The following is a 24,179-nucleotide window of genomic DNA, read 5'->3' on the forward strand; positions in this document are numbered from 1 at the left end:
GAAGTCTTCAGAGCTTTCTCAGATGTTGTTCTGCAGGATAGTCCGCAGCTTGCCGAAGAGCTCGTCGATGTGGTGCTCCTCGATGATCAGAGGCGGGGAGAGTGCGATGATATCGCCGGTAGTGCGGATCAGCAGGCCGCTTTCATAGGCTTTCAGGAAAGCGGTGAAGGCGCGCTTGGTGGGCTCGCCGGCGATCGGGTCGAGTTCGATGGCGCCAATCAGGCCGGTGTTTCTGATGTCGATGACATTGGGGCAATCCTTCAGCGAATGCAGCGCGTCGGCCCAATAGTCGGAAAGCTCGGCGGCGCGTGTCAGCAGCCCCTCTTCTTTGTAGGTGTCGAGCGTGGCGAGGGCGGCGGCGGAGGCGATCGGGTTGCCGGAATAGGTGTAACCGTGGAAGAACTCGATCATGTGCTCCGGGCCGTTCATGAACGCGTCATGGATCTCGGAGGTGACGAAGACGGCGCCCATCGGAATGACGCCGTTGGTCAGTCCCTTGGCGGCGGTGATCATGTCGGGCTTGACATCATAATATTGCGCGGCAAAGGGGGCGCCGAGGCGGCCGAAGCCGGTAATGACCTCGTCGAAGATCAGCAGGATGCCGTGTTTGGTGCAAATCTCGCGCAGCTTCTGCAGGTAGCCCTTCGGTGGGATCAAGACGCCGGTGGAGCCCGCCACCGGCTCGACGATGACGGCGGCGACGGTGGAGGCGTCATGCAGGGTGACGATACGCTCGAGTTCGGTGGCGATGTCGCCGCCATGCTCGGGCTCGCCGCGGGTAAAGTTGTTCTTGCCGGGCTGGTGGGTGTGCGGCATGTGATCGACGCCGGTCAGAAGCGTGCCGAACATCTTGCGGTTGGTGACGATGCCGCCGACGGAGATGCCGCCGAAATTGACGCCGTGATAGCCACGCTCGCGGCCGATCAGGCGGAAGCGTGATCCATTGCCCTTCACACGGTGATAGGCGAGCGCCACCTTGAGCGCGGTCTCGACGGACTCGGAACCGGAGTTGGTGTAGAGAACGTGGTTCAGGCCTTCAGGGGCAATGTCGACCAGGCGGTTCGCCAGTTCGAAGGCCTTCGGATGGCCGAGCTGGAAGGCCGGCGCGTAATCGAGTTCGCCGGCCTGCTCGCGGATCGCCTCAGTGATCTTCGGGCGGCAGTGGCCGGCATTGACGCACCAGAGGCCAGCCGTGCCGTCCAGCACCTGACGGCCGTCATGGGTCGTATAATACATGTCCTTGGCGCCGACGAACAAACGCGGCTCCTTCTTGAACTGGCGATTTGCCGTAAACGGCATCCAGAAGGCGCGAAGATCGTTCGGTGCATTGAGGCGATTGGACATGCTGTTCTCCTGGCCTCCGACGGCCCTTTCCCGGGGCTTCACGCCCATATTTTTACTGCCCGGTCAAATTATCAGGGCTTCCCAAGGCGTCAACGGGAAAAGTCCCCAGAGCTCTCCTGACAGGAGGCTCAACTTGCTTCGCTCATCTGGAAATATCCTGGGTCAGGCACCGCAAGCTGCCCGTCATCAATCCTTTGCCTCGGCTTGTTACAAAAACCGATGGCTCGCAGGGCGCAATTGCATTTCATCAATTGACTGAAATCAAACGATATTTCGATCGGAGATACTGATGTCTGACGCCAGAAGACAAGGGCGCGCCCCACGCGGCGCCATACATTCGCGCCAAGTTACGGCGCCATTCTCGAAGAGGGCGTTCGCCGCCGCAGCGTGCTCAAGGGCTTTCTCGCAGCGATAGGCGCTGCGGCACTTTCGCCAGCGCTCGGAACCGCACATGCCGAGGCTGCCGGCTCCAGCCTGACATTTCCGGAACTCAGGCGCGTGCGCGATACCGACGACCACTGGCCGGAGGGCTATGAGCGCCAGATCCTGGCACGTTGGGGCGATGCACTGTTTGCCGACAGCCCGGAATTCGATATCGCGACGCTTGATGGTAAGGCGGCCGAGCGACAGTTCGGCTACAACAACGACTTCACGCAGTTTCTGCCGCTGCCCTGGGGCGAGAAGAGTTCCAACCATGGGCTGATGGTGGTCAGCCATGAATATGCAACGCCTTTCCTGATGTTTCCCGGCCTGACGGACGAAAACTATCGCGAGAAGCTGACGCAGGCGAGGAAGGCGCGATGGATGTCTTCGCCGGCGACTACAAGAAATTGCCGAACCAGGAGCTGGTCGAGCGCCAGGGCTGGGACGAGGACGAGAACGATATCTATTCCGTCAGCCGCATCGAGCCGCGCTTCAAGTTCGAGGAAGAGCCGAACGAATGGATGCGTTTCGACTGGGTGGTCGAGATCGACCCGCTCGATCCCTCTGCAAAGCCGGTCAAGCGCACCTCGCTCGGCCGCATGACGCATGAGGGCGCTCAGTGTAGCGTCGCCCCTGACGGCCGCGTGGTGGTCTTCATGGGCGACGACGACGACTTCGAATATATCTACCGCTTCGTCACCCGCGATCCCTGGAACCCGAACGACCGCGCCGCCAACAAGGACCTGCTCGACCACGGCACGCTTGATGTCGCCAAGTTCGAAAGCGACGGCACGATGCGCTGGATCCCGCTCATTGCCGGCGAGGGGCCGTTGAGCGCGGAAGCTGGCTTCAAGAGCCAGGCTGACGTCGTGCTGGCGACGCGCGCCGCCGCCGATCTCGTCGGCGCTACGCCGATGGACGGGCCGGAAGGCTTCATCCCGCATCTCGGCACTGGCAAACTCTATGTCGCCATGACGGAGAACGAAGATCGGCTGCCCAAGGTTGATGGCGGCGATGAGAAGGAGATGGTCAACATCGCCAATCCGCGCGGCCCCAATCCGCATGGCCACCTGCTGGAACTCGCAGCACCTGGTGGTCCTGAAAAGCCGGATTATGCCGCCGAGAGCTTCAAGTGGGACGTCTTCATTCTCTGCGGCGACCCTGCCAAGGCCGAGGATCAGGCGATGTTCCATCCGGCGACGACCTCCTCCGGCTGGTTCACAGACCCTGACAATCTCGCGGTCGATCCGGCCGGACGCCTCTGGGTCACTACCGATGGCCCGCCACCGGAAGGCATTGCCGATTCCGTCTATGTGATGGATACCGAGGGCCCGGGCCGGGCACTGCCGAAGCTGTTCTATATTGCGCCCGTCGGTTCGGAAACCTGTTCGCCGACGTTCACTGCGGATGGCAGCAGCGTCTTCCTCTCGGTTCAGCATCCGGGCGAATTGCGGATGGCCGACAACGAGGATGCGACTTCGATGGAGGATGCCGGCACCAGCTGGCCCGACTTCAAGCCCGGCATGCCTGCCCGCCCGTCGCTGGTGGTGCTGACCCGCTCCGATAACGGTGTGGTCGGCAGTTAAAGCGATACCGCCAAAACTGCGCGGCGGTTTTACGTCTGGAATGCACCAAAACAAAAGATCAATTGCGGGACGGGCGCTCCGGCGCGATCGGCCATCATTCTAAAAGTACGACCGGCAAATCGCAAATTTGCCGGTCATGCCATAAGGTTCACGTGCTGAAATATCGGTGCCGAGCCTCCGGGAACATACCCTTGCAGCATGGCATCGGCCGACATTCATGTCAGCGCTATCATCAGGCGGCGGATCTATTTCTGTTCTGCACGAGGTAAATGTCTTCGAGAGTTGCCAGAATCTTCATGACCGGCTCGGAGGTGCTCGAATAATAAATGGTTTGTGCGTCCCGGCGGGTCTTGACCAGCTTTTGAGCGCGCAGTTTCGACAGGTGCTGAGAGAGAGCCGACTGGCTGAGCCCGACCTGCGTCGCAAGCACGCCGACGGCCACTTCGCCCTTCACGAGGCTACACAGGATCAGCAATCTCTTCGGATTGGCCATGGCCGACAATAAAGCTGCCGCCACGGTCGTGTGATCGGCCAAATCAGAGGTTTCCATATGTTATCTTCCTAATGCGAAACGTACATCAAGCGTGTTGGCGCAGGGTACCAGCCGGGATTTTGACTGACACCAAAAGCCTACCAACTAGGCTCGAAGATTGTATATACCTAAATTTAAGGTATCGAGTATGCTATTTTAGTCATGTTTGAACAAATGTGATCGGCATCCACCGCGAGGGTTTCGAACTCGTATCGCAGCAGCAAGTCGCCGGAAATCATGTCAAAACCTGAGGAATCGATACCACAAATGCGCCAGGGACCCGATTCTGGCGCCTTTAGCCTGTTAGCGAGGGCTTCGGCGACATCGGGATGGCGTTCTACTAAATCTCGCACTGTCTCTGCCGCCTCGGCGGCGATCGCCTCATTCGCCGCCGACTGGATTATGAGATCATTCCCATCCAGCTGGTAGGCGCGGCCGAAGCCGCCATTGAGGCTGGCCTGTTCCGGCTTGAGACGGAAAAACAGGAAATCAGGAAAGTCGATATAAAGCGTCGCCTTGGAATGGCGGGCGAGAAAACGCGTGCGGATACGCTCGTAGAATGGGTTGCTGCGCTCGACGGGTTCTGCCAGGCATTGGGTTGTCAGACGGGGATAGGCGAGGGGATCGCCCTTGCCTGGCTCGCCAGTCAGGAGGGAGGCGCGCGGGTCTTTGGCGAGCGCCCTGGTATGGGCCGACAGCTGAGAAACCAGGATGACGGGGCTGCCGTCGATATCGGTGGCGACGAGCACGCGGCTGGCGAAGGGGAAACCGGTCTCGGGGCTGAGAACGGCAATCGCCGCGTGCCGTGCGGAGCGCAAAAGCACGCGGGCGAGCTTGCGGGCATCGTCGTCGGTTTCGCGTAAGGGCGAGGGCTGATCTTTCATATCCGCTTTGTGACAAAGCGGATGGAAAACATCAAGCTTCCTCCTTGCGGCGATGGCGGGTGAGGCCGGCAACGATATCCTGAGCCGAGATGGTGCCGACGATCGTGCCGTTCTCGACGATGCCGATACTGCCCGGCTGGCGGGCAAGGGCATCGAGAATATCGATGAGCGGGGTCGCGGCGCGGGCCGTGGCGCTGACGCTCATGCCGGCGGCAGTCTGGCCGAGGCCTGGCTGCATGACGTCGGCCGCCGTCAGCATGTTGATCGGATTGAGGTTCTGCACGAAATCAGCGACATACTGGTCGGCGGGGTTCTTGACGATATCGTGCGGCGTCCCGCACTGGATGATGCGGCCGCTCTCCATGATGGCAATGCGATTGCCGATGCGGAAGGCCTCGTCGAGATCGTGGCTGACGAAGAGGATGGTCTTCTTCAGCCGCCGCTGGAACTCCAGGAGTTCATCCTGCAGGCGGGTGCGGATCAATGGGTCGAGCGCCGAGAACGGCTCGTCCATGAGCAGAATCGGGGCGCCGGTGGCAAAGGCGCGGGCGAGCCCGACACGCTGCTGCATGCCGCCGGAAAGCTCGTTGACCTTGCGATCGGCCCATTTCGTCAGGTTGACGAGTTCAAGTTGTTCGCCGACGCGGAGCTTGCGTTCGGCTTCCGGCATGCCGGCGAGCTCGAGACCGAAGCCGACATTGTCGGCGACTGTGCGCCAGGGCAGGAGGGCGAATTGCTGGAACACCATGGAGACGGTGTGGGTGCGCAGCTCGCGTAGCGCCTTGGCATTGCATCTATAGGGGTTGACGGGGCCGGTGGCCGCCGAGACCGCGACATCGCCACGCACCACGGGAGCGAGCCCGTTGACGGCGCGCAGCAGCGTCGACTTGCCGGAGCCGGAAAGACCCATCAGCACCAGGATCTCGCCTTCCTCGATCGTCAGCGAGGCGTTGGCCACGCCGAGCACCAGACCGGTGGCGGCGCCGATCTCGTCGCGTGTTTTGCCCTGGTCGACCATGGCAAGCGCGGTTTCCGGTCGATCGCCAAAGACGATGCTGACATTGTTAAAGCTTACCGCGGTCATGCAGCGCCTCCTTCACCCGCGGTGCGGAACATCCGGTCGAGAATGATTGCCAGGATGACGATGCAGAAGCCCGCCTCGAAGCCCTTGGCGATATTGACGGTGTTCAGCGCACGGACGACGGGCACGCCAAGCCCTGGAGCGCCGACAAGGGCGGCGATGACGACCATCGACAGCGACAGCATGATGGTCTGGGTGAGACCCGCCATGATCTGCGGCGTGGCGAAGGGAAGCTCGATCTTGCGCAGCACCTGTATCGGCGTCGCGCCGAAAGCCACGGCGGCTTCGACGAGGGACGGCGGCGTTGAGATGATGCCGAGGCGCGTCAGCCGGATCGGGGCGGGGATTGCGAAGATGACGGTCGCGATCAGGCCTGGCACCATGCCGAGGCCGAATAGGATGAGCGCCGGGATCAGATAGACGAAAGTCGGTATGGTCTGCATGAGATCGAGCACCGGGCGCATGGCAGCATAGACCCAAGGGCGGCGGGCGGCGGCAATGCCGAGCGGAATACCGATCACCATACAGACGAAGGTGGCGGCGAGCACGAGGGCGAGCGTCTCCGTCGTTTCCTTCCAATAGTCCTGGTTCACGATCAGCAGCAGCCCGAGACAGGTGAAGACGGCAACCGCGATCGACCGGCGCAGCCAAAAGGCGATGGCAGTGATGGCAGCGATGACGATCAGCGGATGAGGCTTCTGCAGCACGAAGAGCAGGCCGTCTATCGCGCTCGACAGCAGGAAGGCGATCTGGTTGAAGAACCATTCGCCGTTCGAGGTCAGCCAATCCACAAAGGATTTGGCCCAGGGGCCAACGGGAATCTTAAATTCGGTGATCCAATTCAAGGGCGCGCCTATCCAAAAAACAACAATCGGACAAAAATGAAACGGGGCGGCGAGCCGCCCCGTTCATATCATTAGAGGCCGAGGCCGGTCTTGGCGGCCGCGAGGGCCTCGCCGCTGCCGTCGCGGGTCTTGACGCCCGCAAGCCAGGGCTCGAGCGCTGCGGGGTTCGCCTTCAGCCATTCAGAAGCCGCAGCTTCCGGCTCCTTGCCGTCGTTGAGGATCTTGCCCATGATCTGGTTTTCCATGTCGAGGGAGAACTTCAGGTTCTTCAACATCATGCCGACATTCGGGCATTCTTCGAGATAACCGGCACGGACATTGGTGAAGACCTTGGCGCCGCCGAAGTCAGGACCGAAGACGTTGTCGCCGCCTGTGAGGTAGGTCAGCTTGAAGTTGGTGTTCATCGGATGGGGTGCCCAGCCGAGGAAGACAACGGGCTTGCCCGATTTGTCGGCACGGGCGACCTGGGCGAGCATGCCCTGTTCGGAGGACTCGACGACTTCCATATCCTTCAGGCCGAACTCGTCCTTCTCGATCATGTCCATGACGAGGCGGTTGCCGTCATTGCCGGGCTCGATGCCGTAGATCTTGCCGTCGAGATCGTCCTTGTGAGCGGCGATATCCTTGAAGTCCTTGATGCCGAGTTCAGCACCCTTGGCGTTGGTTGCGAGCGTGTACTTGGCGCCGACGAGGTTTGGGCCGAAGGATTCGACCGACTTGTCGTCGAGATAGGGACGGACGTCCTTCTCCTGCGTCTCCATCCAGTTGCCGAGGAAGACATCGATGTCCTTGTTCTTCAGCGAGGTATAGGTGACCGGCACCGAGAGAACCTTGACGTCGGTCTGATAGCCGATGCTCTTCAGGACGACGGATGCGGTGGCGGTGGTGGCGGTGATATCCGTCCAGCCGACGTCCGAGAAACGAACGGTGGAGCAGCTGTCGGGATCGGCAGCGAAGGCGGCGGTCGCAACGGAGAGGGCGGCGACGGCAGTTGCGGTAACGAGTTTGAACGTGCTTGTTGTTTTCATTTTAGACTCCCAGTCTTTAAGTTCCCAAGCCAACCATCATTAACCGAGTTTGACAAGCGACCTCAGTGCGTTTGCGCCGTATCGACCCATGCGATTGCGACGTCCGCGGTTTTTTTGGCGGTGCCTTGTTTTCGGGGCTTTCCGCGGTTTTCGAGCCGGATTCCTGTGATTATCGTTCACCCAGGGCTTTTCTTTGCCATTCCGAGCTTTCAATAAGCCGATCAAGGAGAAATCGGATGGCAAAACTCTATTTCAACTACTCGACGATGAACGCCGGCAAGTCGACGATGCTGCTGCAGGCCTCCTATAATTACCAGGAGCGCGGCATGCGCACGGTGCAGCTGATCGCCGCCTTCGACGAGCGCGCGGGCCGAGGCGTCATCGGCTCGCGGATCGGCTTGGAGGCGAGCGCCATTCCCTTCGAGCCGCAGGAGGATCTGTTCCGGTTGGTCGCCACGCTGAGCGGCGAAGGGGCGCCGATTTCCTGCATCTTCGTCGACGAGGCGCATTTTATGACGCCTGTCCATGTCTGGCAGCTTGCCCGCATCGTCGACAGGCTCGGCATCCCTGTGATGGTCTACGGGCTAAGAACCGATTTCCAGGGCAAGCTGTTTCCGGCCTCGCAGGAACTGCTGGCGATCGCCGACGAAATGCGCGAGGTGCGCACGATCTGCCATTGCGGACGCAAGGCGACGATGGTTGTGCGGCTCGACGCGGAAGGAAAAGTATTGCACGAAGGCGCCCAGATCGATGTCGGCGGCAACGAGAAATATGTCTCGCTCTGCCGCAGGCACTGGGACGACGCGATGAACGGTACCTGGATCGCCGAGCCGGTCTGAAGCCGGCGACGCTGCCTGTTTTCTTTGGCGTCGCAAGCGGCTAGCTTGCGGGCAGGAGATTCCCTGGAGAGGCTTGGTGCGCAAACCCCCGCCATTCGACAGCCAGTATGAAGCCGCAGGCAGCCTTGCCGAAAGGATTGTGGCCGAGGGAGCCTATTGCGTGGCCGCGATCGGCGCCTTCAGCGGCGACGAAACACGATCGGCCGACGAGGTCTTCCTCGAGCAGAATACCCGCTTCCAGGCCCATATCGCCGATGCTGCGGCGCTCGACGCCCAACTGGCCGAGCTGGTCTTTTGCCTCGATCGGTTGACGGCCGAGGTTTCAGCCGATCTCGACAGTTTCCGGGGGTTGACGCTGCGTGAGAAGATGGCCGGCTGGGTGTCGCGCCAACGGATGTGGCGCATGTATACCGAACGTGTGCGCGAAGCGCCTGTCATCGAGCGGCTGCTCGACCTTTTGACGAAATCGGATGCGCTCGCGGGACTGATTGCCGGCCAGCGCGCCGCGCTCACCGAACGGCACAAGGCCGCCGAACTCGGCCTTGTCGATATCGTCGAGCAGCGGCGCCGGCTGGTTGTTTCCATCGATATCGCCCGCCTCAAGATGAAGGAGCTCAATGCCAAGGCGCTGACGACGCAGGGCCGTATCGGCGTCTATGGCAACAGGGCGCATTGGGAGCAGATGGAGGCGGAGCGGCGGGCGCTGAAGGCGGAGGCCGAGCGGATTTCCGCCGGAGAGCACGAGATGCGCGACGACAGCCAGAGGCGTGAGCGCTTCATCGGCCTGTTCCAGGCCTTTGTCGATTCGCTGAACGGCCGGATCGCCGCCTGCAACGCGCTGCTGCGCAAGCTGCTGATCGACGTGGAAGAGCGGCTGATCATCTACCAGGCGCAGGTCGATACCGATCGGCCAGGCATGAAGGTGAGGATCAAGCCGGAACTCTTTCCCGATATCGCCGCACCGATCAGGCTGTTTGAGAAGGGCATGCTGGTCGCCCAGGATCTGGAGCGGCGCAAGAGCCGCGCCGATATCGAGCTCGCCAGAAGGTTTCCGACCTATGCCGAATCGCCGCCGGAAACATCGGGAGCGCCTCTGATCGACACGGCGCGCAGGTCTTTCCGTTTCAGCCTGCCTTTCCCCCGCTCCTGACCAGCAGGGCACCCCTCTTGCGCAATGCTTTCATTCCGAAAAATCGAAGGGCTCGTGTTGTGCTCGGCCCATCGAGCGCATATGTGGGATGCAGCGGGCGGCAATGTCCCGATGTTCGCCTCGCCTGACAGGAGACGACGATGCTTGACCGGATAGCCGGTTTTTTCAGGCTGATCGGCCAGACGATCGGCCGCTGGGCCCGCCTGTTTTCCGCCTGGGCCTTTTGGCCCTTTCTTGCCGCGCACGGCTGGTATCAGCGCCGGAGCTGGATGATCCGGCTGCCTGTGATCGCAGCCGTGGTTCTGCTTGTCGGGCTCTACGGCTATTTCTTCTGGCAGACGCAGGTCTGGACGAATTTCAACCCCGCCTTCGTGGACCAGTACCGGCTTTCGGAGCGCAAGGTCGCGGCCGGACAGGACGTGCCGGCGGCCGACGGTACCGCTGCGACGGCACCGAAGACTTGCCAGCGCTCGGCGATCGTCGACGTCGCGGCTGATCTGACCGATTTCAATGTCAACCAGAACGCATGGATCTCCTCCATGCTGCTCTACAAGATGGGCTTTTTCGGCGTCGACTGGGATCATACGCCCTTCCTCGACAACAAGGCCTCTTTCCAGCGCGGTATCAACCAGGCGGTGCGGCGGACTTCGGCGGAGCTTGTCGATACGCTCGGGCGTGTGCGCGGCACGTCGGGCATTAACAACGACCTGCAGAGCGCGCGCGGCAATCTGCAGTTCGACGAAAACAGCTGGTATTTCGGCCTCAACCCCTTCGGGCCGAAGACACCGACGCCCTCCTATTACCGCTCGGCGATAGGCAGCCTGCGCAAATTCAACACCGATCTCGCCCTCTGCAACGTCGTTTTCGACGGCCGCGCCGACAATCTTATGCAGTTCATCGACCGCATCGCCAACGATCTCGGCGGCACCTCCGACATGCTCGCCGAGCGCTCGGAAAACCACAATCGCGGCTGGTTCGATACCCGCGCCGACGACCGGTTCTGGTTCGCCTATGGCCAGCTCTATGCTTACTACGCCATCCTTGCCGCCGCGCAGGCGGATTTCTCGCAGGTGGTGCAGGAACGTAATCTCGGTGCGATCTGGGGCGGAACGACGCGGCAGTTCCAGGCCGCACTGCGCATCCAGCCGGCGATCATCTCGAACGGGCGCGAGGATGGCTGGATCATGCCGAGCCATCTCGCCACCATGGGTTTCTATATTCTGAGGGTGCGCTCGAACCTCGTCGAGATCCGCTCGGTGCTCGACCGCTAAAACATCTGGATTCAGCGGGGTATCGTGTTGTCCTCGAAGCCGACGACGCGCAGTTTCTCGACGAATTCATAGGTGATGCCGACGATGCCGCCGCCGCTTTCATCGTTTCGGAAGCGGCCGACGCTGCGCACCAGCTTGTAGCCGCCAAGCCGGTTGTCGACACGATAAACAAAATGGAAGCCGACGCCGTGAAGGCTCGCCTCTTCGAAAGTTTGGGCGATCAGGCTGCGGTCCTCCTCGTGGATGCGCGACATCAGCTCTGTCAGGTTGACAGGGCCGTCGCTGTAGGGGAGGCCAAAGATCGCATGGACATCCTCGCTTGCAAAGAAATGTCCTGTCTCTATGTCGATGCGCCAGAAGCCGAAAAGACGATAGGCAGCAAGCATCTGGACGACTTCAGCATCGGTGATGCCGATGTGGGCGCGGGATTGTTCTGTCTTGTCAACAACGGGCTGTTCGAAGTGAAGAGGCACGATTCCCCCAGATCACGGGACGACGTGCCGACTCTCTTCTGATTCCTCAGTTGATCAGCTTCAATCGAATTGCCTTAGCTACCAACTGGGTCCGGTTGACGCAATCGAGTTTTTTGATCGCGTTCGTCATATAGGCGTTCACAGTATGGTCCGAGAGCGTCAGGATCTGACCGATTTCGATCGAGGTCTTGCCTTGGGCAGTCCAGCGCACAACTTCTAGTTCGCGAGTCGATAGCGCGTTATGCGCGCATTCCTCGTTGCGTTTGACTGCATTGTATGCATCCAGTGCATGGAGAATGATCATTGCCAGCTCGTTGATTTCGCTCTGGCCGAGTGCGGCGCGCTCGCCGCAGAACCAGAAGACCAGGCGCTGGCCGTCGGCTGCAATGGTCGGCATGGCAACGCCTGCCGGTATGGCATGGCGCAGCATCAGGGCACGCAGTTCGGCGGAGAAAGCCTGACCATTGGAGGCGTCGTTGAGGTGCCAGGCCGGCGGCACGGCAGACTCCCTCAGCCTTACGCCGAAAGGGCAGTCGCGCATCATGTGGGCACGGTCGAAATCTCTGACATAGGCAGCCGGAAGCGAGCTCTCGATCAGCAGGGGTTTCAAGAGAAGGTCTTCCGGGGAGGGGGCGTGCATCAGCGTCACATGCGACAATCCGAAGGCTGTGGAGACCCTGCCAAGCGCCTGCGCAAACAGGCTGCGCGTTCGTGCGGTCGAAAGTTCTGCCGAAAGCAATGACTGTCTTTCAGAGGTAGTCATGTAAGACATTTGTACGCCCCCGGCAGCCTCATGTTACCGCTATCAAATACAGAAAATCGGCGGGATGCTAGCCCCAATTGACGTAACGCAAGCCAATTCATTCGAATTGTGAATAATTAGCCACGGTAGTGCGCGCGCCGGTTGAGTTTCGACTTGCAAAAATAGCGTTGCGGTATCTCTGAGTTCTTTCACTGCTGCATAGGGATGGTCTCGCGCAGCCGGGCAAGGAGAGAATCACTTGGGAGAGTTTTGCGAAAGAACTCGGCTCTCTCCGGCACGGGCGCAAAGGCGGTGGACTGGTTTACCTGCAGCGCTTTACGCTGGAGCAGGTGAACTGCGTGAACGCGGCCGCAGCGGGTCGCCATTTCAGCCTGATTGCGGTGAAAGAACAGAGATAAGAAGGATGGCAGCAGGCGGCGAAATCCGACTTGCTGGCAGTCAAGCCAATTGCTAAGCGTATGCTCAGTACAACTGAGGCAATTTAATCGTGCGCTTTGCAATTTCCTTTTTGGTGAAGTGTCTATTTTCCAGATTATTACTTGTTTTTCTCCTTTTGACCTTGCCGATCGGAGCGGCAACCTCGCAGGCTGCCGGAGAGAAGAAGGCGGCACAGCCGCCGATGAATTTCATCCTCGTGCGTAGTCTCCTCTGCCGGGAAAACTGTCCGGAATGGATATCGGCGGAGGGGCGCATAACGTCCGATACGCCCGCGCGGCTTAGAAAAATACTCAAGAAGATCGGTGGCCGTAAATTGCCTGTCGTTTTCCGTTCGGAAGGCGGCGACGTCGATGCCGCCTATGCGATGGGCCGGATGATCCGCAAGGCCGGGCTGGAAACGGCGGTCGGCGGCACGCGGCTGAAGGGATGCCCCGTTGGGGACATGCGCTGCGAAGCCGCTATTGCAAAGGACGGTCCCTCGGGCGGCTACACTTATTCGGCTGGTGCATACTGTTTTTCCGCGTGTCCGCTGGCGTTGGCGGGCGGTGTGTCGCGTGTCTCGTCGCAATGGGCCTTTATCGGCGTCCACCAGATCACGACCGTCTATAACAAGGTGCGTGTTTCCTATCGCATCGAATACAAGATCGTGAATGGCAAGAAGAAGGAAATCTCCCGCAAGGAGGTCGGACGCAAGGTGGCGGGGCAGAGCAGTTCCACCAAACTTGGAAAGAAGGCTACCGCTGCTTTGACGGCCTATTTGAAGGAAATGGGCGTCAGCGAAGATGTGATAGGTCTGATGATGAGCGCCACGCCTGACAACATCAATATCGTACCGGCTATGGAGGCACTTCGAACAGGTCTCATCACGGACATGTTGTCCTACAATGAGTGGCCCGGCATGCCGCTCTGCGCCACAGATGCAGTGGCCGAGGCTGTCTGCCACAGCCATCCGGTCGCCGAAGCCCCTGTGGTGGCTAAGGCGCCTTTATCTCAGGTGCCCGTGCAGGATGCGGCCACAGAGACAAGCGAGAAACTACCGAAAACCCAGCCGATGGACTTCCTCCTGATGTCCAATGGCAACTGCCGGGAAGAGTGCACGCAGTGGATTTCTGCGGATGGGGACATCACGCCGGATACGCCGGCTCGGCTGAAGGCGATGTTGACGACTCTCGGCGAAAGAAAGCTACCTATCGTCCTTCAGTCTAATGGCGGGGACATGGATGCGGCATTCGTGATGGGGCGTATGATCCGTGCTGCAGGTCTGGAGACCTCGATTGGCAGAACGCAGTTACCGAATTGTCCAAAGCTGGATCCGCGTTGCAAAGCCAGCATCGCCAAAAGCGGACCGACCGAGGGAGAAGTTTTTGCCGGCCGTGCGTATTGCCTTTCAAGCTGTACTCTTGTCCTGATGAGCGGAACGCCGCGGATTGTCGGATATTCCTCGATCGGCCTTGTCAGGCCCACGACGGCTGAATATACGAGATTCTTCGCTTATTTCGACGAGATGGGCGTGAGCGCCGAGACATACGAGACGATGATGTTCGCGACATCAATTGAGCGAGGGACTATACTTCGTTCCCAGGCGCTCAAGTTTGGCATCGTCAATGGTATCATCCCTTATGATGAAAAGCCCGGCTTGCATGTCTGTGGGCCGGAGGCGAAGGAAAGCCTTCGATGCCCGAGAAAAGCTGAGGCAGAGACCGTTCCTGTTGCGGCTTCGGTCAATTGATCTTAGGACGTGAAAGAGCATAGCTCGGCGTTTTTGCGCTGGGCTGCTGCTTGTTTAAGCTCCGAAGGCGCCTCGTGTTGCCGGTCAGTCTTTAGCGGCCGCAAGGCGTGGCACTATTCACACCCCGCCGATATTTCGCTATCTCGATGAAGAGAAAAGCAACGACTCCGCTCCCGCGGAGGTCGGACGGGGGAACATCTATGCCATCGATCAAATCCGATATCGAAATCGCGCGCGCTGCGGCCAAAAAGCCGATCTTCGAAATCGGGGCGCAACTGGGTATTCCGGTCGAGCAGCTCGTTCCCTATGGTCACGACAAGGCGAAGGTCAGCGCCGAGTTCATCGCCGCGCAGGCGGGCAAGAAGGACGGCAAGCTGATCCTCGTCACGGCGATCAATCCGACACCGGCGGGCGAGGGCAAGACGACCACCACCGTCGGGCTCGGCGACGGGTTGAACCGGATCGGCAAGAAGGCCATTGTCTGCATCCGCGAGGCCTCGCTCGGTCCCTGCTTCGGTGTCAAGGGCGGGGCGGCCGGCGGCGGTTATGCGCAGGTCGTGCCGATGGAAGACATCAACCTGCATTTCACCGGCGATTTCCATGCGATCACATCGGCGCACAATCTGCTGGCGGCGATGGTCGACAACCACATCTACTGGGGCAACGAAGAGAATATCGACATCCGCCGCATCACCTGGCGGCGGGTCATGGACATGAACGACCGGGCGCTCAGAAGCATGGTCTCATCGCTCGGCGGGGTCGCCAACGGTTTCCCGCGCCAGGGCGGGTTCGACATCACCGTCGCCTCCGAGGTGATGGCGATTCTCTGCCTCGCCACCGACCTCAAGGATCTGGAGCAGCGGCTCGGCGACATCATCATCGGCTATCGTTTCGACAGGACACCAGTGCATGCGCGCGACCTGAAGGCCGACGGCGCCATGGCGGTGCTGTTGAAAGATGCGATGCAGCCGAACCTGGTGCAGACGCTCGAGAACAATCCGGCCTTCGTGCATGGCGGGCCTTTCGCCAATATCGCCCATGGCTGCAATTCGGTGACGGCGACGAAGACGGCGCTGAAGCTCGGCGACTATGTGGTGACGGAAGCAGGCTTCGGCGCCGATCTCGGAGCGGAAAAATTCTTCGACATCAAGTGCCGCAAGGCGGGGCTGAAGCCGGATGCGGCGGTGATCGTCGCGACCGTCCGGGCGCTGAAGATGAATGGCGGGGTGAAGAAGGAAGATCTCGGCACGGAGGATGTCGCAGCACTGAAGAAGGGCTGCGCCAATCTTGGCCGGCACGTCGCCAATGTGCGCCGTTTCGGCGTGCCCGTCGTTGTCGCGATCAACCATTTCGTATCCGATACCGAGGCTGAGATCGCGGCGGTCAAGGAATTCGTCTCGAGGCTTGGCGCCGAGGCGATCCTCTGCCGCCACTGGGCACTAGGTTCGGCCGGCATCGAGGAATTGGCGCACAAGGTGGTGGAACTGGCCGAATCCGGGCAGGCGAAATTCCAGCCGCTTTACGGCGACGATCTTTCGCTGTTCGAGAAGATCGAGATCGTCGCCTCGAAAATCTATCACGCCGGCGAGGTGACGGCCGACAAGGCGGTGCGCGACCAGCTGCAGACATGGGAGGAGCAGGGTTACGGCAAGCTGCCGATCTGCATGGCGAAGACGCAATATTCCTTCTCCACCGATCCGAACCTGCGCGGCGCGCCGGAAGGCCACATCGTCACCGTGCGAGAGGTGCGGCTTTCGGCGGGAGCGGCCTTCGTCGTCGCCATCACCGGCGAGATCATGACAATGCCCGGCCTGCCGAAGTCGCCGTCGGCGGAACGGATTTTCCTGAACGACCAGGGTTATATCGAGGGATTGTTCTGATCTTCAGAGCGCTTGCCGAGGTGGGGAATGTTTGGAGCTTAAGTACGCGGAGAAAATTGGCGGCAGGTCGCAAGAGCCGTAATGAATTATCCCGTTTTGATTGTCTTACTCATATTGACGCCGGTGACGCGAAAGCCGGTTCCCTCGTAGACATGTTTCGCGCGCTTGTTATCCTCGGCAACACGCAACCTTATCTGCTCGAACCCCGTCCGCGCCAGTTCAGTTTCCAGCACATATAATGCCTGTTTGCCGAACCCTTTTCCCTGATGTGCAGCGAAGATATAGAAATCTTTGATGAATGCAGAGCGGCTTGCCAAATCCGGTCGGTACCAAAGATAACCCACGACGCTCTCAGCTTCCAGCGTTTGGTTTACGACACAGAACATGATCTCGCCGGGAGTATTGATGCCATGTGGCAGGTCGTTCGCGATTTCCTGTTTGGCCCGTGCCAAGGCCTGAGGGCCTGAAAGACCGTAGTTGGCCGAAATCTCGGTCGCATAATCAGTGATGAAATAATCGAGGTAAGCCGGATATTCGCTATCACGCATGGGTCTGAATGAGATCATCGTACTTCCTGGTTGTGAGCCTAAGTCCCAGCTGCATGCTAAGGTAAAAAGAGATTTCCCAATCGAGATAATTGCTAGCAGTGTCAAATCTCAGGAAGCGCGGCGGCGAGATCGGCGAGCGACGGAATCTTTTGATTCAGTTGGTCTAGACCCAAGCAATTGCCGAGCCATGTGAAGAAGGAGATCCGGAGTTTGAGAGTCATGATGGGCGCTCCGCCGGTTCTTCGCATTCAAGTCTAGTGGTTGGATGGCCTGATTCAAGCGGGAATCGCAAACCATTGAAATGATTAGTGACAGTAGCGATAGCCGCCCTTCCTCTCGATCACGTCGAGGTGGAAGTGGGTCTCGTGGGCGGCGTCGCTTTCGGGGTCGAGGACGGTGGTGAAGTAGAGGCAGCCGGCGGCGCTGACGGTACGCTGGAAGGCGCCGGTGAGGGTCGAGTCCTCGCGGCGGGAGCGGACGGCGACATCCTCGCCCTTTTCGAAATGGAAGCTTGCAATATCGATAGCGTTGCCGCGGGCATGTTCGGAGATCTTGCCGGTTCCGGCGCCGTTGCGCAGGCGGCACATATAGGAAGTTGCCTGGTTGACGGTGGTGATGCGGCCCTGCTCCGGCAGGGCGGCGGAAGCCGCCGGGATGACGCTGTCCTTCATCCAGCGGGCAAGGGCGAGTGCCGCCGGGCAGCGCATCGTCGCCTCCGGCTTCAGCTTGATGCCGGGCAGGGCTTCGGAGACGACGATCGGCTTGTCGATGCCGCAGCCGTTACCGTCGTCGATGCGCGGCGTGTCCTTGAAGGCGACGCCCAAAGCCTGAAGGGCGGCCGTGCATTCGGCATGCTCGGCATCGCTTTCGGGTTCAATCGTCAGGTGTTGCTCTTCAAGTGTCTGCTCGCCGGGCGGCTTACCTTCTTCCGTCGGCGGCTGCGAGCTTTCAGGGCTGCCCGGCGGCCGTGGCGGACCTTGCATCGGTTCTGCCGGTCCGGACTTTGACGGTGTGGCCTGCGGCGCTGGCGGCTGGCTCGATACCGGTGCCTCCGGATCCTTTAGATCGGGTTTCGGCTGAGGGGCCGGGACCTCTTCAGGCGGGGGCGGTTCCGCCTTTTCCGAGGACGGGGAGGTGGGGCTGGTCGCCTGTCCGGCATCTGGCCGAGGTTCGGGCATCGGGCCTTGCGCAGGCAGGCGGGCGCCGGCAAGAAAGGCAGTAGCGGCGAGAAGGATCGCCAATGTCGAAAGTTTTCTCAACGCGTCCGAATCCTCGTATCCGTGGCCAAAGACAACGCATGAGGGCGTCTTTCGTTGCAGTTGTGCAACGTCCTTGAAGATCGCTAAAACTTGATTGATATTTTCAACATAAAACGACGACTTATGTTGACAATCCTCCTCATGTTTTTTATGCGGCAAAAAGAAGGCGGAATTCTGCTCCGCCTTCATTCGTAAAAGCCCAGCCAGCCCCTCGAGCGTGCGACACGCCACGACCAGCCAGCCCGGTAATCATCATTAGAGGGTAGGTTATGATCGTCCGGCATTGGCGCTCGGTTCTATTGGTCTGCACGGCAGCCACAGTTGTTCTTCCTGTTTCGCAGTCTTTCGCGCAAAGCGCTACGGCAGCCACGCCGCAAGCCGCGACGGAGGACAGCACCGTCCTGGAGAAGATCGTCGTCAAGGGCAAACGCGTGGCGCCGGGCAGCGTCGCCGACACGCCGCTGGCGACCGAGATCACCGCCAAGCAGCTCGAAGAAAAGCAGGTCACTAATTTTGACGATATCGGCCGAAGCGTCGATGCCGGCGTGAATTATTCGCGTGGTGACGCAGGCTTCAACCTGCGCGGCCTTTCCGGCGCTCGCATCCTGACCACCATCGACGGCATTCCGATACCTTATATTTCGAACAGCTCGCGCCAGGGTGCCTTTGCGCCCGCCAACGCCAACGGCGGCGGCGACACCTTCGATTTCGATTCACTGTCCTCGCTCGATATCGTGCGCGGCGCGGATTCGAGCAAGGGCGGTTCCGGCATGCTCGGCGGCGCCATCGTTCTCAATACGCTGGAGCCAGAGGATCTTATTCCCGAAGGCCGCGACTGGGGTGCGATCGTCAAGTCGACCTATGACAGCGAAGACCGCAGCATTTCCGGCTCGGCCGCCGCTGCCAAGAAGATCGGCAACACGTCGGTCCTCTTTCAGGGCGGCTACCGCAAGGGCCATGAACGCGACAATATGGGCGACAACGACAGCTACGGTGCTCTTCGCACCGAGGCGAACCCGGCTGATTTCGATCAGAACAACCTGCTCTTCAAACTGCGCCAGGAGCTGGAAGGCGGCCATCGCATCGGCTTGACGGCGGAACGATTCCGCCGCGATCTTAAGACCGACCTACGCCAACTCCAGGGAGGCACGAGTCCTCGCAACTTCATGATCGACAATTATGACGGTCGCGAACTGCGTGACCGCGATCGCGTATCGCTCGATTATGATTATGAAGCCCAGTCCTCCGACGCGTTCTTCAGCAGTGCGCGTGCCACGCTCTATTGGCTGGATTTGAAGAAGGAAGCCGGCAGCAGGGGCCGTACGACCGCCAATGTGGCCTATGGACGTAACAACGAGATTGAAAACGAAACCTGGGGCTTCAGTGGCACGGCAACGAAGGATTTCGAATATTCCGGTCTCAGCCACTCTCTTCGCATTGGCCTCGACGTCGGCGTTTCCAGCTGGAGCCAGTATAGCTGGGCCCTTTGCCCCACACCGACGACCTGCCCGTCGCTGAACAATCAGGCGGAAGTGCCCAATGTCGACAGCCAGAATTTTGGGCTTGTGGTCGAAGACAAGATCGAAGTCGGCAATACCGGCTTCGCGCTGACACCCGGCTTCCGCTTCGACTGGTTCAACTACAATCCCTCGACCGGCGGGAGTTTCGCAAGCAATACCGGGCTTACCCGTTTCGGGGACCTGAACGACCGAACTGAAGCCGGTCTGTCGCCGAAGATTCTTGCCACATACGACCTGACCCCTGACGTGCAGCTCTACATGCAGCTGGCAGTCGGCTTCCGCGCACCCACCGTGGACGAACTCTACAGCCGATTCTACAACCCGACGGGCCGCTACGCCCAGCTCGGCAATCCCGATCTGGAACCCGAAATCGGCCGCGGCGTCGAAATCGGCGCTAATTTTGACACGGGCGATCTTACCGGTCGGGTCGCGGCCTTCCATACCCGCTACCAGAATTTTATCGAGACAGTGGCGACGAGGGATGTGACCGGCTTCACGGAGTTCAATTACACGAACGTAGCAGCTGCTACGATCTCGGGTATCGAAGCCAGCGCCGCCAAAACGTTCAACAACGGCGTCAACCTGCACGCTTCACTTGCCTATGCTTACGGTAGGAATGAAGAAACCACACAGCGCCTGCGCTCTGTAGCGCCGTTCAAGGCAATCGTCGGCGGCGGCTGGAGCAATGAAACTTTCGGCTTCGATCTGTCTTCGACGCTTTCGGCTGGCATGCTGACCGACCATCTCGATACCGTCGGCTCGCCTCCCGACACGACCTTCGATGCGCCTGGTTATGGTATCGTCGATCTGACGGCATGGTGGACGCCGGAGCAGATGAAGGGCCTGCGTATCCAGGGGGGTGTCTACAACATCTTTGATCAGGAACATTACAACGCGCTGGCCGTGCGCGAGGTCAATCTGAGCTCGGCGACGGCGTCCCAGCCGCAGGAGTGGTATTCGGAGCCGGGGCGCACATTCAAGGTGTCGATCACCAAGACCTTCTGACGCCAATCACGCCTTCAAGTTGGGGAGGGGCGGCTTTTGGGCCGCCCTTTTTCAATCCTGCAATCGCCTCTTGCGCGACGGCTGATCTCAGGCTAACAATTTTTCATGATCAAGTCCTTGAACATTGCTGTTTGGTGGTGGGTTCGCTAAGGCGGCCTCGACCAATCGTGTCCAAAGACGACGAGTGAGCCGCCCGAAACTTCGAGGCGGCTTTTTTTGTTTGTGGCCGCCTGTCGTCCGGGCCCCGATAACGGAGTGGAACAATGGTAACGATCCTGCGGGATGATGGTGCGGAAATCTACGAGACCAAGGGCGGCATATCAGTCACGCGGCAGCGGCGGGCGATCCCCTACGGCGATGCGGTCTCTTCCTATGTCGACAAGCTCGACGAGCGCCGCGGCGCAGTGTTTTCGTCGAACTACGAATATCCGGGCCGCTATACGCGCTGGGATACCGCCGTCGTCGATCCGCCGCTCGGCATCTCTTCCTTCGGGCGCGACGTCTGGATCGAGGCCTATAATGAACGCGGCGAGGTGATTCTCGGCTTCGTGACCGAGCGGCTGAAGACGGTGTCCGACATCGTGCTCGGCGCTTCCTCGGCCCGCCGCCTCGACCTCACCGTCAAGACGCCGGACCGGGTGTTCACCGAGGAAGAACGCTCGAAGATGCCGACGGTCTTCACCGTGCTGCGCGCCGTTACCGACCTGTTTTATTCGCAGGCGGATGCGAGCCTCGGGTTCTACGGCGCCTTCGGATACGACATCGCCTTCCAGTTCGACGCGATCGATCTGAAGCTGACGCGACCCTCCGACCAGCGCGACATGGTGCTCTACCTGCCGGACGAGATCCTCGTCGTCGACAACCACGCCGCCAAGGCCTGGGTCGACCGTTACGACTTCGAAAAGGGCGGCGTGTCCACCGAGGGAAAGGCCGGCGAAATTGCTGCCGAGCCGTTCGTACGCACCGATGCCATCCCGCCGAAGAGCGATCATCGTCCGGGCGAATATGCCGAGCTCGTCACCAAGGCGAAGGAAAGCTTCCGCAAGGGCGATCTGTTCGAAGTCGTGCCCGGGCAGAAATTCATGGAGCGCTGCGACAGCAAGCCGTCCGACATTTCAAAGCGGCTGAAGGCGATCAATCCCTCGCCTTATTCCTTCTTCATCAATCTCGGCCATCAGGAATATCTGGTCGGCGCCTCGCCCGAAATGTTCGTGCGCGTTTCCGGCCGTCGCATCGAGACCTGCCCGATTTCGGGCACGATCAAGCGCGGCGACGACCCAATCGCCGACAGCGAGCAGATCCTGAAGCTCCTGAATTCCAAGAAGGACGAGTCCGAGCTCACCATGTGCTCGGATGTCGACCGCAACGACAAAAGCCGTGTCTGCGAACCGGGTTCGGTCAAGGTGATCGGCCGCCGGCAGATCGAGATGTATTCGCGCCTCATCCACACGGTCGACCATATCGAAGGGCGGCTGCGCGATGACATGGACGCTTTCGACGGCTTCCTCAGCCACGCCTGGGCCGTCACCGTCACCGGCGCCCCGAAGCTCTGGGCGATGCGCTTCATCGAGAGCCATGAAAAAAGCCCACGCGCCTGGTATGGTGGGGCGATCGGCATGGTCGGCTTCAACGGCGACATGAACACCGGCCTGACGCTGCGCACCGTGCGCATCAAGGATGGTATCGCCGAAGTGCGCGCCGGTGCGACGCTGCTCAACGATTCCATTCCTGACGAAGAAGAAGCCGAAACAGAACTGAAGGCCTCTGCCATGCTTTCCGCCATCCGAGACGCCAAGACGGGCAATTCCGGCAGGATCCAGCGCGACGTCGCAAGCGTCGGCAAAGGCGTCAACATCCTGCTCGTCGATCACGAAGACAGTTTCGTCCACACGCTCGCCAATTACTTCCGACAGACGGGGGCGACGGTTTCGACCGTGCGTACGCCGGTGCCGGAGGAAATCTTCGACCTGCTGAACCCGGACCTCGTCGTGCTGTCGCCCGGACCCGGAACGCCCAAGGATTTCGACTGCAAGGCGACGATCAAGAAGGCGCGGGCGCGCAACCTGCCGATCTTCGGCGTCTGCCTCGGCCTGCAGGCGCTTGCCGAAGCCTATGGCGGGGAACTGCGCCATCTGGCGCTGCCGATGCACGGCAAGCCCTCGCGCATCCGCGTGCTGGAGCCGGGTATCGTCTTCTCCGGCCTTGCCAAGGAGGTGACGGTCGGCCGCTACCACTCGATCTTCGCCGATCCCTCGACGCTGCCGCGTGAGTTCATCATCACGGCCGAAAGCGACGACGGCACGATCATGGGCATCGAACACGCCAAGGAACCGATCGCCGCGGTGCAGTTCCATCCGGAGTCGATCATGACGCTCGGCGGCGATGCCGGGATGCGGATGATCGAAAATGTCGTGGCGCATCTGGCGCGCAAGGTGAAGACGAAAGCTGCCTGAGGATTTCGACGGTTATTCGGCCTGCCCTTTCCCCGACTGGGGGGAGCGGCAGGCCGTTTTCGAAAGGCCGGTTGACTTCTTCAGGCAAATCAGAACATTTCAGGAACGATCAATCGGGATATCTCGCCGTGGCCAGTGCTGAAAAGTTCATCGTTCTCCCTTACCGCAAGAACCGCGGCAATCTCGTGCCCGGCGAAATGCGCCAGGCATCGAACTCCGTCAGCGCGGAGAAAATCGCATCGGCGATGTCGGAGCGTTTCGTCGGCGTGGCGGCTTATGCCGTGATCGTCGATGAGGAAACCGGCGATATGTCGTCGCCGCGATTGCTTGCACGATATGGCGAGATTGCCGATCTCAACGCCGCCTGAGGCGCGGTTTTCAATATGGAGACATCGCTCTACCTGCCGGTCAAAGCTTTCCTGGAGGCGGCGGGTTATGTCGTGAAGGGTGAGGTCGACGGGTGCGATCTCGTGGGCCTGAGCGATGCCGAGCCGCCGGTCGTGGTGGTCTGCGAACTCAAGCTCTCCTTCAACCTCGAACTGCTTCTCCAGGCGGTCGACCGCGCGGCGATGAGCGATGAGGTCTGGATCGCGGCCCGCGTCTCCGGCAAGGGTCGGGGGCGGGAGGCCGACAAACGCTATCGCGATCTCTGCCGCAGGCTCGGCATCGGCATGCTCGGCGTCTCCGATGCCGGCGAGGTCAGCATCATCGTCAGTTCCGTCTCGCCGATGCCGCGAACCAATCCCAAGCGGCGCACGCGGCTCGTCAAGGAGCATCAGCGCCGCCACGGCGATCCCGCCGTCGGCGGCAGCACGCGGGCGCCAATCATGACCGCCTATCGTCAGCAGGTGCTGCTCTGCGCCGCCGCAATCGAGTGTGGGGTCGGGCGGCCGCGGGATATGAAGGCTCAGGTGCCCAATGCCGGCCGAATCCTGCTCGACAACGTCTACGGATGGTTCGAACGCAAGGAGAAGGGCATCTACGCCCTGACGCCTGCGGGGCAGGCGGCACTCTTGCGCTGGCCGCAGACTATTCTCTCAGAGCCTGCTCCTTGAGCCACGCGGCAGGGAACCTCATTGCCCTTTGACAAATCCGCAGTCTTCCCCCATATCACCTTCAACTGAACCG

20 protein-coding genes and 1 pseudogene are annotated in these 24,179 nt (G+C 60.4%); 11 read left to right on the forward strand and 10 right to left on the reverse strand.

Annotated features, from left to right (window positions below; translation table 11 throughout):
* Window positions 1-18: 18 nt before the first annotated feature.
* The gene (locus tag RWK44_RS33075) at window positions 19-1,344 is read right to left on the reverse strand and encodes an aspartate aminotransferase family protein (RefSeq protein WP_316030017.1); all 1,326 of its coding nucleotides are present in this window, start codon (window positions 1,342-1,344) and stop codon (window positions 19-21) included.
* Between the two features lie 498 nt (window positions 1,345-1,842).
* Between RWK44_RS33075 and RWK44_RS35110 the strand changes: the two are divergent.
* Window positions 1,843-2,135, forward strand: a pseudogene (locus tag RWK44_RS35110) (alkaline phosphatase PhoX); the annotation flags it as partial.
* 9 nt (window positions 2,136-2,144) lie between these two features.
* Entirely contained in the window at window positions 2,145-3,353 is a 1,209-nt protein-coding gene (locus RWK44_RS33085; protein WP_410056154.1) for a PhoX family protein, read from the forward strand.
* 232 nt (window positions 3,354-3,585) lie between these two features.
* Here RWK44_RS33085 and RWK44_RS33090 read toward each other — a convergent pair whose 3' ends face one another.
* The 5 genes from RWK44_RS33090 to RWK44_RS33110 all read right to left on the reverse strand — a co-directional run bounded on the left by RWK44_RS33090 (window position 3,586) and on the right by RWK44_RS33110 (window position 7,723).
* A complete protein-coding gene (locus RWK44_RS33090; RefSeq protein ID WP_003541857.1) occupies window positions 3,586-3,903 on the reverse strand; it encodes an ArsR/SmtB family transcription factor in 318 nt (105 codons plus the stop codon).
* Window positions 3,904-4,019: 116 nt separating this feature from the next.
* Complete coding sequence (locus RWK44_RS33095; RefSeq protein ID WP_222060516.1) at window positions 4,020-4,769, reverse strand: HugZ family pyridoxamine 5'-phosphate oxidase; 750 nt, start codon at window positions 4,767-4,769, stop codon at window positions 4,020-4,022.
* A gap of 31 nt (window positions 4,770-4,800) precedes the next feature.
* The gene (gene choV, locus RWK44_RS33100) at window positions 4,801-5,853 is read right to left on the reverse strand and encodes a choline ABC transporter ATP-binding protein (protein ID WP_131664564.1); all 1,053 of its coding nucleotides are present in this window, start codon (window positions 5,851-5,853) and stop codon (window positions 4,801-4,803) included.
* Entirely contained in the window at window positions 5,850-6,695 is an 846-nt protein-coding gene (gene choW / locus RWK44_RS33105) for a choline ABC transporter permease subunit (protein WP_017961531.1), read from the reverse strand. The genes choV and choW overlap by 4 nt, the downstream gene beginning before the upstream one ends.
* Before the next feature lie 71 nt (window positions 6,696-6,766).
* Entirely contained in the window at window positions 6,767-7,723 is a 957-nt protein-coding gene (locus RWK44_RS33110) for a choline ABC transporter substrate-binding protein (RefSeq protein WP_020051153.1), read from the reverse strand.
* A 236-nt stretch (window positions 7,724-7,959) separates the two neighbouring features.
* Between RWK44_RS33110 and RWK44_RS33115 the strand changes: the two genes are divergently transcribed.
* From RWK44_RS33115 to RWK44_RS33125, 3 genes are all read left to right on the forward strand, one after another.
* Window positions 7,960-8,562 carry a thymidine kinase gene (locus tag RWK44_RS33115; RefSeq protein WP_020051152.1) on the forward strand — a complete coding sequence of 201 codons (603 nt, stop codon included), beginning with the start codon at window positions 7,960-7,962 and terminating at the stop codon, window positions 8,560-8,562.
* 76 nt (window positions 8,563-8,638) lie between these two features.
* Window positions 8,639-9,712 carry a hypothetical protein gene (locus RWK44_RS33120; RefSeq protein ID WP_222010243.1) on the forward strand — a complete coding sequence of 358 codons (1,074 nt, stop codon included), beginning with the start codon at window positions 8,639-8,641 and terminating at the stop codon, window positions 9,710-9,712.
* A 140-nt stretch (window positions 9,713-9,852) separates the two neighbouring features.
* Window positions 9,853-10,983: a DUF2333 family protein gene (locus RWK44_RS33125; RefSeq protein WP_131664566.1), complete on the forward strand. Its 1,131-nt coding sequence runs from the start codon at window positions 9,853-9,855 to the stop codon at window positions 10,981-10,983.
* Window positions 10,984-10,994: 11 nt separating this feature from the next.
* Here RWK44_RS33125 and RWK44_RS33130 read toward each other — a convergent pair whose 3' ends face one another.
* Complete coding sequence (locus RWK44_RS33130) at window positions 10,995-11,456, reverse strand: PAS domain-containing protein (protein ID WP_168285090.1); 462 nt, start codon at window positions 11,454-11,456, stop codon at window positions 10,995-10,997.
* Window positions 11,457-11,502: 46 nt separating this feature from the next.
* Window positions 11,503-12,228, reverse strand: coding sequence for a helix-turn-helix transcriptional regulator (locus RWK44_RS33135; RefSeq protein WP_222010245.1), 726 nt, complete (start codon window positions 12,226-12,228; stop codon window positions 11,503-11,505).
* Between the two features lie 478 nt (window positions 12,229-12,706).
* On the opposite strand from RWK44_RS33135, the gene RWK44_RS33140 reads away from it, so the two are divergent.
* Window positions 12,707-14,386, forward strand: coding sequence for a hypothetical protein (locus tag RWK44_RS33140; RefSeq protein WP_316030018.1), 1,680 nt, complete (start codon window positions 12,707-12,709; stop codon window positions 14,384-14,386).
* 200 nt (window positions 14,387-14,586) lie between these two features.
* On the forward strand, window positions 14,587-16,266 hold the full coding sequence (locus RWK44_RS33145) for a formate--tetrahydrofolate ligase (RefSeq protein ID WP_316030019.1): 1,680 nt from the start codon (window positions 14,587-14,589) through the stop codon (window positions 16,264-16,266).
* Between the two features lie 86 nt (window positions 16,267-16,352).
* Here RWK44_RS33145 and RWK44_RS33150 read toward each other — a convergent pair whose 3' ends face one another.
* Together RWK44_RS33150 and RWK44_RS33155 are read right to left on the reverse strand one after the other, a co-directional pair.
* Window positions 16,353-16,832, reverse strand: a complete 480-nt coding sequence (locus RWK44_RS33150; protein WP_246621784.1) for a GNAT family N-acetyltransferase — start codon at window positions 16,830-16,832, stop codon at window positions 16,353-16,355.
* A gap of 287 nt (window positions 16,833-17,119) precedes the next feature.
* Window positions 17,120-18,133, reverse strand: coding sequence for an extensin-like domain-containing protein (locus RWK44_RS33155; protein ID WP_316030030.1), 1,014 nt, complete (start codon window positions 18,131-18,133; stop codon window positions 17,120-17,122).
* A gap of 209 nt (window positions 18,134-18,342) precedes the next feature.
* Between RWK44_RS33155 and RWK44_RS33160 the strand changes: the two genes are divergently transcribed.
* The 4 genes from RWK44_RS33160 (at window position 18,343) to RWK44_RS33175 (ending at window position 24,106) form a co-directional block, all read left to right on the forward strand.
* Window positions 18,343-20,598, forward strand: a complete 2,256-nt coding sequence (locus RWK44_RS33160; RefSeq protein ID WP_316030020.1) for a TonB-dependent hemoglobin/transferrin/lactoferrin family receptor — start codon at window positions 18,343-18,345, stop codon at window positions 20,596-20,598.
* A gap of 263 nt (window positions 20,599-20,861) precedes the next feature.
* Window positions 20,862-23,051 (forward strand): anthranilate synthase, encoded by a 2,190-nt coding sequence (locus RWK44_RS33165; protein WP_316030021.1) that lies wholly within the window; start codon window positions 20,862-20,864, stop codon window positions 23,049-23,051.
* A gap of 128 nt (window positions 23,052-23,179) precedes the next feature.
* Window positions 23,180-23,419, forward strand: a complete 240-nt coding sequence (locus RWK44_RS33170; RefSeq protein ID WP_316030022.1) for a hypothetical protein — start codon at window positions 23,180-23,182, stop codon at window positions 23,417-23,419.
* Between the two features lie 15 nt (window positions 23,420-23,434).
* Complete coding sequence (locus RWK44_RS33175; protein ID WP_316030023.1) at window positions 23,435-24,106, forward strand: DUF2161 domain-containing phosphodiesterase; 672 nt, start codon at window positions 23,435-23,437, stop codon at window positions 24,104-24,106.
* The last annotated feature ends 73 nt before the right edge of the window (window positions 24,107-24,179 follow it).

It is taken from the genome of Rhizobium sp. 25PS6 (genome assembly GCF_032464655.1).
Lineage (GTDB): Bacteria > Pseudomonadota > Alphaproteobacteria > Rhizobiales > Rhizobiaceae > Rhizobium > Rhizobium laguerreae.

Bases quoted from the DNA above. Each gene is read 5' to 3' on its own strand.
- RWK44_RS33165 (WP_316030021.1), top strand. From the start codon at position 20,862: ATGGTAACGATCCTGCGGGATGATGGTGCGGAAATCTACGAGACCAAG.
- RWK44_RS33075 (WP_316030017.1), bottom strand. From the start codon at position 1,344: ATGTCCAATCGCCTCAATGCACCGAACGATCTTCGCGCCTTCTGGATG.
- RWK44_RS33145 (WP_316030019.1), top strand. From the start codon at position 14,587: ATGCCATCGATCAAATCCGATATCGAAATCGCGCGCGCTGCGGCCAAA.
- choV (WP_131664564.1), bottom strand. From the start codon at position 5,853: ATGACCGCGGTAAGCTTTAACAATGTCAGCATCGTCTTTGGCGATCGA.
- RWK44_RS33115 (WP_020051152.1), top strand. From the start codon at position 7,960: ATGGCAAAACTCTATTTCAACTACTCGACGATGAACGCCGGCAAGTCG.
- RWK44_RS33175 (WP_316030023.1), top strand. From the start codon at position 23,435: ATGGAGACATCGCTCTACCTGCCGGTCAAAGCTTTCCTGGAGGCGGCG.
- RWK44_RS33095 (WP_222060516.1), bottom strand. From the start codon at position 4,769: ATGAAAGATCAGCCCTCGCCCTTACGCGAAACCGACGACGATGCCCGC.
- RWK44_RS33085 (WP_410056154.1), top strand. From the start codon at position 2,145: ATGGATGTCTTCGCCGGCGACTACAAGAAATTGCCGAACCAGGAGCTG.
- RWK44_RS33135 (WP_222010245.1), bottom strand. From the start codon at position 12,228: ATGTCTTACATGACTACCTCTGAAAGACAGTCATTGCTTTCGGCAGAA.
- RWK44_RS33110 (WP_020051153.1), bottom strand. From the start codon at position 7,723: ATGAAAACAACAAGCACGTTCAAACTCGTTACCGCAACTGCCGTCGCC.
- RWK44_RS33160 (WP_316030020.1), top strand. From the start codon at position 18,343: ATGATCGTCCGGCATTGGCGCTCGGTTCTATTGGTCTGCACGGCAGCC.
- RWK44_RS33125 (WP_131664566.1), top strand. From the start codon at position 9,853: ATGCTTGACCGGATAGCCGGTTTTTTCAGGCTGATCGGCCAGACGATC.
- RWK44_RS33150 (WP_246621784.1), bottom strand. From the start codon at position 16,832: ATGATCTCATTCAGACCCATGCGTGATAGCGAATATCCGGCTTACCTC.
- RWK44_RS33090 (WP_003541857.1), bottom strand. From the start codon at position 3,903: ATGGAAACCTCTGATTTGGCCGATCACACGACCGTGGCGGCAGCTTTA.